This window comes from Mycolicibacterium novocastrense, assembly GCF_001570485.1.
GTDB classification, from domain to species: Bacteria; Actinomycetota; Actinomycetes; order Mycobacteriales; family Mycobacteriaceae; genus Mycobacterium; species Mycobacterium novocastrense.
Map to the genome: position 1 here is coordinate 1 of NZ_BCTA01000118.1, position 9,225 is coordinate 9,225.

The following is a 9,225-nucleotide window of genomic DNA, read 5'->3' on the forward strand; positions in this document are numbered from 1 at the left end:
GCGTTCCTAATGTGACCGCTCGTGATCTTGAGCTTCTTCTCGTCGCAGGGCTGGCAGTCCTGGGGTGTCGAGCACCGGCCAGTGATTCCGGAGAGCATGCCGTTTCTGATTGATGACGACTTGTTGCTGGAGGACGGTCCAGGCGCGGCGCGGCCAGCGTCGGTGGTGAACCGGTGGCTGCGCGAGTTACCGGCCAGTGGGGCGCCAGCGCCGAGCTCGTGGGAGAACTACGCGCGGGCGGTCAAGGAGTGGACCGAGTTCTTGACGGAACATGGTGTGGGACTGTTTGATTCGCGGGATCGATTGAAGGCCGGGCTGAGCCGCTACGCCGAGCACCGCGCCGCCGGGCCGATCCGGGCGAGGTTCGCGGCGACCACGTGGGCGCAGCACATGAGCATCCTGTCGCTGTTCTACCGGTGGGCAATCGAGGAAGGACGCGCGACGGCCGAACCGTTCACCTACCGGTCCGCGCGTGCGGTCTTCGCCGGCACCGGCCGGGACGTACGAGTGAACCTGGCGGTGCGCCGCACTCCGAAACCGCACGTGACCCTCAAGTATCTGGAGCCGGACTTCATCGACCTGTTCCGCAAGGGACTGCGGGGTTTGGCGCCCGACGGCAGCCCGGACACGGGGTTCGCGGGAAGGGAGATGACCCGCAACGCCGCGGTCGGTGATCTGGCGTTGACGACCGGACTACGGCTGGGCGAGTTCACCCACCTACTGCCGTGGGAGATCCCGACGCTGCCGCCCGCGCCGACGGCCATCCCGATCCCGTTCCCGGTGCCGGCGGGAATCACCAAGGGCCGCAAGTTCCGCACCACCTGGATCTCCTACGACGCCCTGGTCGGGCTGCACGACTACCTGCAACTGGACCGCGCCGCGGCGACCGAAGAATCGAGCTGGCGGCCACCGCGGCGATGGGGTGAGCCGCTGATGGTCACCGAGCCGGACGCACGCGGCGGCCGGATCAACGGTGTTCGCCGGCCGTGGGAGTCGCTCACCCCGGCGGAGCGACGGCGGCTGGTGGCACCGGAGGGCGGGTCGTGCCTGCTGGCGGTCAAGGCCGGCGGTGGCCCGTTCACAGCGTGGGCCACGGTGTTCGAACGCACCGCCGATCGGATCCGAGCGAGGTTCGAGCCGCGGTTCCCGCACGTCCACCCGCATCGGCTTCGTCACTGCTTCTCGATGCAGACCTTGGAGTATCTGGTGACCGGCTATTACCGGCAGGCGGCGAAGCTGGTGCGCGACACCGACGCCGACGCGGCGCTGATCTTCTACCTGACCAAGGCCGACCCGTTGCTGGTGCTGCGCGATCTGCTCGGGCATTCGACCGTTCTGACCACCGAGAAATACCTGAAACGCCTTGATACAACACGGATTTACCGGCAAGCCTTCGAAACCGAAGGCGCGGCAGCCGGACTCGTCGACGGTACCGCAGCACAGCGGGAAGCCGACGCCGAATTCGATGACGACATCGACGAGGAGCTGTGATGCCGACGAGGGTGACCGACGAACCGCTGGGCCTGAGCTGTGTGTTCAGTGACGGCAGCCGCGCGGAGTTCGATCTGGCGGGGTTGCCGAACCCTCGGTTGGCGCGTGATCTGGCCGTCGGGCTGGTGGAGCTGATTCATCCGCACGGCAGCGCCGACTCGGCCGGAACGGTCGAGGGCTACGCGCGCGCTCTGCGGGCGATGGTTCGCGCACTAGCTGAGCAGGGTTTCACCGGTGGCGCGGGAGAGTTGCGCCGCGGGCAGCTCGCGCAGTTCTGGATGGCGGGACCCAGACGGCTGGAGGCCCTTACCCGCGCACTGGTGGAGGGATTCGCCCGGTCCGGTGGCACGCTCGGCGACGGAGTGCTGGAGCTGGCGGCGGGTCGGCACTTCAATCTCCAGCCCTTTCGTCGGCCGCTGCCGCCCTATCCCGAGGTCGAATGGCAGCGTCTCATCACTGCCTGCAGCCAGGTCGTGGATGAGTCATATGCGGTGCACCGCCGCGCGCTGGCCGCGACCGAGCAGGGTGGTGATCCGCGAGAGTCCGGCTGGACGTGGGAGAACTTCTGCTGGCTGTTGGCACGACTCGGCCCGGTCAGCACGCCGGTGTTCGCCCGCGCGATCGGCGTGACGCACAGCGTGTTTCACAATCGCCGACCACCAGCGTTCTATGACGCCCTGCGGGCGGTGTTCCCGCACCTGGATGTCGTTATCGCCTACCGGCTGCTGTTCGGCGTCTACTCCGGCATCGTTCCGGACGGCATCGCCGATTTGGGGGTCGATGACATCGACTGGGCCGGGGACTCGACTGTGCTGCTGTCCTACGTCAAACGCCGCACCGCCGCGGAGAGCCTGAACCTGCCGCGTCCGGCGGTCCGGCTGCTCGAGCAGTGGCTGTCGCACTCGTCGCTGCTGCGCGGCCTGGTCGCACCTGCCGACCGCGATCGGTTGTGGTTGGGGCTGAGTTACGTCGGCAAACCCTTCCTCATCCGCGAGATCGACCGTGTCGGCATCCAGCGATGGGTCGGGCGCCACGGCCTGCTCGGCGCCGACTGTCGGCCGTTGAAGATCCATCGAGCACGCATCCGCACCACTCACCACGCGATGCGCGAGAAGAAGACCTGGACAGGCAACGCGCGGGCCACGATCGACCCCAACCACACGCCCGCCGTTGAGGGCGATCACTACCTGTCGGTGACGACCGCGGGCCAACGGCACGCGGTCGAGACGGTGATCGAGGATGCCCAGCACGATCTGTTGCGCCGCGCGCATCCGCCCGCGGTGATCACCGAGGAGGACGCCGCCGCGCTGGCCGACGGCTACCCGCAACTGGTGGCGGCGATGAATCTCGACGACCACGCCCTCGCCGAATTGGTCGGCGGCGCGCGCGATGTGTTCACCGCAGCATGCGGTGATCAACTGGCCGGGCTGCACGGTCCGGTCGGCAAACCCTGTCCGGCCAGGCCGTGGGTTTGCCTGCTCTGCCCGCTGGCGGTGTTCGCGCCACGGCACGCGGTGAACCTGTTGCGGCTCAAGGCATTCTTCGCCCGCCAATGGCAGGTGATGCCGGCCGCGCACTTCATGGCTGTCTTCGGGCCCTACGCCGCCCGCATCGACCAGATCCTGGGCCGGTTCGACCCCGCCGAACTCACGACCGCGGCCTCCCGGGTCACCGACACCGACGACGAAATACCCCTTCGCCCAGAGGAACGCACCGCATGACCACCGTCGCTACCGACAGCACCGACGAACACCGGCCATCACCGTTCACCGGCGCCGACGTCTGTCTGCAGGCGGGTCTGACACTGCCCGACGGCATTCGCCGCCCGCTGTTCGACGACGACTTATGGGACTTCACCGAGGTCGTCGGGTTGGCGGTCCAAATCCCTTTGGTGAACCGCCGCTTCGACTTCGCCGTGATCGGCGACCCGCGATGGCGCCTGGTCGCCAAGGAGTTGATCATCGCCGCCCTGTGCCCGCGACATCCCGCCGTCGCGCAACTGCCCAGGGCATACCGCACACCGCTGCATCTACGCAGCTGCATCGGGCGGCTCCACGAGCTGACCCGATTCTTCCGCTGGCTCGACGGCCGACACGCCGCCACGCTGGCCGAGGTCGACACCCACACCTGCGAGGCCTACCTGGCATTCCGCCGCTACATCCTCGACGAGAACGGCAACGTCGTCGGTGAACAAAGCCCCGCGGTTCGACGCGCTGCCGCTCAGATCGTCGTCGACCTGGTCAACTACCGAGATCTGTTCAGCGCCGACCGCGTGCGCGCCGATCTTCGGCCCTGGGGCGGCGCATCGGCCTCCGCCGTCGCCGAAATGCGTTCCGGCCGTGACGGAAACACCACCCCAGCCGTCGCCGACGAAATCCTGCAGCCGATGCTTGCGGCGGCGCTGCACCTGGTGCAAATCCTCGGCCCACACGCGGTGAATCTGAACCAGCAGATCCGCGAACACGACCGGCTCCACTCGGCAAGGGCCGAAGGGTTGCGTCCCCTCACCTCGGCACCTGTCGACGACATCCTCGCCGTGTTGGCCGGCTACACCACGACCGGCACGCCGCTGCCCCAACACGAAGACCATGACATCACCAAAAGACTGGCGGCAGGATGCTCGGCCGACGACCCACTGCTGCCCGTCGCCACCGGAATTCTGGCCAGGCAAGCCGGCCGCCGAAACATCGAGTCCCGCTGGATGCCGCGACTGCGCGGACCACTCACCGACGCCCTCGCCGCGGTCGGCGTCGAGAAGGTCTTCGCGCGCAACGCTGAAGACGCGCCTACACCCGACGGCGCGACACGGCCCTGGAGCTTACCGCTGCACCGCTCGCAGGCCGTCGCCGTGGTCGGGGTCGTCCGAACAGCCGCGATCATCGTGCTCGCGGCGTCATCAGGGATGCGTAGCAGTGAACTGATGGAACTGCGCGTCGGCTGCCGCCGCCCGATCGAGGAACCCATCCCCGGGCTCAAGCGCTACCGCATCGCCAGCAAGATCGTCAAAGGCCAACCCCTCGGCGGCACCGACGACGAATGGGTCATCATCGAACCCGCCTTCCGCGCGGTCGAACTCATCGAGCAACTGCACGACGATCCCCGCGAAGATGTTCTACTGTTGTCCCGGTTCAGCTTCCGCGTCCGCACCATCTGGTTCCGCAACTGGGTCAACTCCCCGGCAGGACAACGCCTGGGCCTGGCCCCGATCCCCGAGGGACCAGTCTCACTGCGGATGCTCAGAAGAACGATCGCGCTGGAATTGGCATACCGCCCAGCCGGGGTTCTCGCGGCAAAACTGCAGCTCAAACATATCGCGACCGCAACAACCGAAGGCTACGCCGCCCGCCCGGGCGGTGCTCAAGCCGAGTTGCTGGCCGAGGTCAACAAGCACGAAGCAGACCGCAACCTTCAACTGATATTGGCCGAGTTCCACAACTACCGCGACGGCATCCTGCCCGCCGGACCCGGCGCCCGAAACCTCACCGACTTCTTCGCCGCCGTCGACGCCGACCTCACCGCCGAATCGGCCGCGGCGCCCAAAGTCCAGCGCAACGACCGCGACATCCTCAACCTGCTATCCAAACGCGCCAAGGCACTGCACATCGGCCCCGCGAACTACTGCTGGTTCACCGACCCATCCCGGGCCCTCTGCCTCAAACTGGCCGGCACCCCGACCGCGACACAGCCGATGATCGGCATGTGTGACTCCGCCCGCTGCCCGCAGGCCACCCACCACGCCGTTCACCGACCCGTCTGGGCCGAGCACGCCGAACACACCAAGACCTTCCTCGGCCAACTCGGCAAGACCCGCGCCACCGAACGCGACCGCCTCACCACCGACTACGACCGCGCCCTGCGGGTCATCGCCGACATCGATGCCGCCACCACACCCACCGCCAGCGAGGACCCGTCATGAGGATCAGTGCTGCCCAACGCAACCAGACCGAGCACCGCATCCGCGCCGCCATGGACCGGCTGCTGCGCGGAGAGATCCCACCCGGCGGGAACTGCGACATCACCACCCTCGCCCGCGAGGCCGGCGTCGACCGCACCGCCTTCTACGGCACCCGCCCCTACGCACACCTACGCACCGAGTTCGAAGACCGGCTACAACAGCTGCAGGACTGCGGCCAGACACCCGATCCGAAAGCGGCGCAGATCCAACGACTCAACACCGATGTCGACAAGCTCAGACACCGCCTGGCGCAAGCGAATACCACGATCGGCGAACTCACCGACTTCCGAACCCGCGCGCTTGCGAGACTCGCCGCGCAACACGAAGAGATCGAGCGGCTTCGCACCCTTACCGATCCGAACGTCAACGTCACCCACCTACCACGAGCACGGCAGAAGCTCATCGGCCCATGCTGACCCGGACTCACCACACCGGCATCGGTCATAGGCGAGCCGCCCTCGTCGCAATACGCGCGCCAAACAGCACTGTGAACCCGGCATCAGGGTCGGCCGAGCTCAAACGCGACACGAACCTGAAGGCAACCGCGCAAAAATGGATGAGCAATTCGGGCCGTCTACTGCCAGGCCAGAAGCTATTGTCGGCGTCATTGCAGCTAACCCACAGGGCCTCGACGCTTTGCCGATGCCCCAAACGAGGAGCACGCTCATGCTCGAAGTGATCGACAAGGGACTGTCGGAATAACGGTGGATCTGGTCTTGGTCTGACACGCCGGGCGTGAGCTTGGCGGGAAGGACTGATGATGTCCGAAACACTCGAACCCGTGGCGATCGATGTGGATCACAAGCAGCTTGCCGAGCAGTTGCTCGCTCAAGCCAAGGAGCAAGGTGTGGAGTTGGTGGGCCCTAGTGGCCTGCTCAATCAGTTGACGAAGAACGTCCTCGAGACCGCGCTGGACGCGGAGATGGCCGAGCACCTCGGCTACGACAAGCACGACCCGGTCGGGCGCGGTAGTGGCAACTCTCGCAACGGCACCCGGGCTAAGACAGTGTTCACCGAGATCGGCCCGGTCGAGATCGAGGTACCACGAGACACCAACAGCACCTTCGATCCGGTGATCGTCCGCAAACGTCAGCGCCGTTTGACCGGCGTCGATGAGATCGTGTTGTCCCTGACGGCCAAGGGCCTGACCACCGGAGAGATCGCGGCGCACTTCGACGACGTGTACGGCGCCACGGTCTCCAAGGACACCATCTCGAAGATCACCGACAAGGTGATCGAGGAGATGACCGAATGGTGCAACCGGCCGCTGGAGTCGGTGTACCCGGTGGTGTTCATCGACGCGATCAACGTCAAGGTCCGCGACGGTCAGGTCGCCAACCGGCCCGTCTACGTGGCCATCGGGGTGACCTGTGCCGGGGAGCGCGACATCCTCGGGTTGTGGGCCGGCGACGGCGGTGAGGGGGCGAAGTTCTGGTTGTCGGTGCTCACCGAGATCAAGAACCGCGGCACCGCCGACGTGTGCATCGTGGTCTGCGACGGACTCAAGGGACTACCCGATGCGATCAACACGGTGTGGTCGCGCGCGGTGGTGCAAACGTGCGTGATTCATCTGCTGCGCAACACCTTTCGGTACGCATCGCGCAAATACTGGGACCAGATCGCCAAGGACATCCGGCCGGTCTACACCGCAGCGACCGAGGTCGCGGCCAAGGAGCGCTTCACCGAGTTCACCGAGAAATGGGGTGCTCGGTACCCGGCGATCACCCAGCTGTGGGAGAACGCCTGGACCGAGTTCGTGCCGTTCCTGGATTACGACGTCGAAATCCGTCGCGTTATCTGCTCCACCAACGCGGTGGAATCACTGAACGCCCGCTACCGGCGGGCGATTCGGGCCCGTGGGCACTTTCCGACCGAGCAGGCCGCGATGAAGTGTCTCTATCTGGTGACCCGATCCCTGGACCCCACCGGCCGCGGTAAGGCACGATGGGCAATGAGGTGGAAGCCCGCACTCAACGCGTTCGCGATCACCTTCGGTGGCCGGATCACTCCGACTGGCAACTAACCAATGCCAAGTCAGATCCACCGTTTATCTGACAGTCCCATCGACAAGGGGTCGTGCAGTGACGCGCATCCAGATCCGTTGCTGTTCGTCCACGGAGCCTGGCACGCCGCGTGGTGCTGGGACGAACACTTCCTGGACTTCTTCGCGGACAAGGGTTACCGCGCGCTAGCGGTGAGCCTCCGCGGCCATGGCGGCAGCCCCACAACAAAGGCACTGCGCAACTGTTCGGTCACCGACTACGTCGACGACGTCGCGTCAGTCGCAGACAGCTTGCCCACACGACCGGTGGTGATCGGCCACTCGATGGGCGGCTACGTGGTGCAGAAGTATCTCGAGTCGCACGAAGCGCCCGCCGGTGTGCTGGTCGCCTCAGTACCCCCTCGAGGAATCGCCGGCTTCCTTCTCCGCTTTACAATGCAGCACCCGTGGCGACTCACGAAAGCGCTCATCACAGGCAAGTCGTCGGCCATGTTCAATACCCCCGACACCGTCCGTGAAAAGTTCTTCTCCGCAAGGACTCCGGAGTCAACGGTCGCGCACTGCGCCGGTCAGATCCAGGACGAAAGTAGACGAATCACGCTCGACGCAATGGTTCTTAATCTGCCCCGTCCCGAGCGCGTGACCACACCCTTGCTGGTGCTGGGCGCGGAATCCGACGATTGCTTCACGACAGAGGAAGTGCGTTCAACAGCACGTGCATATCGCACCGAAGCGCAGATCTTCCCCGAAATTGGCCACGACGTAATGCTGGAGCCGGGATGGGTCGCCGTCGCTGAACACATTCATACATGGCTTGAAACACATGACCCTGCGAGGAAACGACTCCAATCGGGATAACGAATTGCCGACCGCATGCGGACACGAACTCACCACAGTGACATCTGTCACATGCGAACCGTCCTTATCGCTACACGCTCGGCGAGCCGCATTGCAAACCCTGCAGCAGGATCGGCCGAGTTCAATGGCAACACGAACCCAACCGCACACGGTCACTGCGGAGACAAGCCACACCTACGCCACTGCCTTGGTCAACGCTGGTGTCTCGCTGCAGAGTCTGATGGCTCTGCTCGGGCACGTCTCGGCTGAGATGAGTCTGCGCTACGGACGTCTCTTCGACGCGACCGTGCGCACCGAATACGAACGTGCGCTGACCGCGGCGAAGGCCCATCTGGGAACCCTGCCCACTGATCCGCCACAAGGCCGGACCTCGCTGCCGATCGTCGACGGCGACTGGAAAGACGCACCAGCCATTAAGGCCCGCCTGGCCGGGGGTTTCTGCATCCGTGCCCAAGTCCAAGGCCCGTGCGCCTACGCCAACATCTGCGAACACTGTCCCAACTTCCGCACCGACACCGGCTATCTGCCCGTCCTGGCCGCTCAGCGCGCTGACACCGAAACGCTGGCTCGCGACGCCGAAGCCCGTGGCTGGACCGAGGAAGCCGAACGCCACCGTCGACTCATCGCACGCCTGGACGCCCACATTAGTCAGACACAGACCGGATGACACCCCAACAACGGCGTCAGCAAGTCGAAGATGCCTGCGCAGCAATCATTCTCGCCGGCAGACAGGTGACCTTCGATGACGTTGCGGCCCGCACCGGATTTGGTCGAGCCACCCTCTACCGCAACGGTGACCTACGACAGATCATCGAAGAGCATCGAGCCCGCGGCAAGGAAGCACACACCCTGACCGGACTCACCACCGAGATCGCCCACCTGCGCATTGCGATGGATGCCCTCGCCACCACCGTCCGGC

General features: G+C 65.6%; 7 protein-coding genes and 1 pseudogene. All 8 read left to right on the top strand.

What is annotated here, in order from left to right; genetic code table 11:
* Window positions 1-21 precede the first annotated feature (21 nt).
* On the top strand, window positions 22-1,491 hold the full coding sequence (locus RMCN_RS30690; protein ID WP_110765982.1) for a site-specific integrase: 1,470 nt from the start codon (window positions 22-24) through the stop codon (window positions 1,489-1,491).
* The gene (locus RMCN_RS30695) at window positions 1,491-3,212 is read left to right on the top strand and encodes a hypothetical protein (protein WP_067397011.1); all 1,722 of its coding nucleotides are present in this window, start codon (window positions 1,491-1,493) and stop codon (window positions 3,210-3,212) included. The genes RMCN_RS30690 and RMCN_RS30695 overlap by 1 nt, the downstream gene beginning before the upstream one ends.
* A complete protein-coding gene (locus RMCN_RS30700; RefSeq protein ID WP_067397013.1) occupies window positions 3,209-5,407 on the top strand; it encodes a site-specific integrase in 2,199 nt (732 codons plus the stop codon). Before RMCN_RS30695 ends, RMCN_RS30700 begins: the two co-directional genes overlap by 4 nt.
* Window positions 5,404-5,862 carry a hypothetical protein gene (locus tag RMCN_RS30705; RefSeq protein ID WP_067397015.1) on the top strand — a complete coding sequence of 153 codons (459 nt, stop codon included), beginning with the start codon at window positions 5,404-5,406 and terminating at the stop codon, window positions 5,860-5,862. The genes RMCN_RS30700 and RMCN_RS30705 overlap by 4 nt, the downstream gene beginning before the upstream one ends.
* A 344-nt stretch (window positions 5,863-6,206) precedes the next feature.
* The gene (locus tag RMCN_RS30710; RefSeq protein WP_067397023.1) at window positions 6,207-7,469 is read left to right on the top strand and encodes an IS256 family transposase; all 1,263 of its coding nucleotides are present in this window, start codon (window positions 6,207-6,209) and stop codon (window positions 7,467-7,469) included.
* Window positions 7,470-7,472: 3 nt separating this feature from the next.
* Window positions 7,473-8,306: an alpha/beta hydrolase gene (locus RMCN_RS30715; protein ID WP_067397017.1), complete on the top strand. Its 834-nt coding sequence runs from the start codon at window positions 7,473-7,475 to the stop codon at window positions 8,304-8,306.
* A gap of 124 nt (window positions 8,307-8,430) precedes the next feature.
* Window positions 8,431-8,973: a site-specific integrase gene (locus tag RMCN_RS30720; RefSeq protein WP_067397019.1), complete on the top strand. Its 543-nt coding sequence runs from the start codon at window positions 8,431-8,433 to the stop codon at window positions 8,971-8,973.
* Window positions 8,974-9,038: 65 nt separating this feature from the next.
* Window positions 9,039-9,225 (top strand): annotated as a pseudogene (locus RMCN_RS30725) (hypothetical protein); the annotation flags it as partial.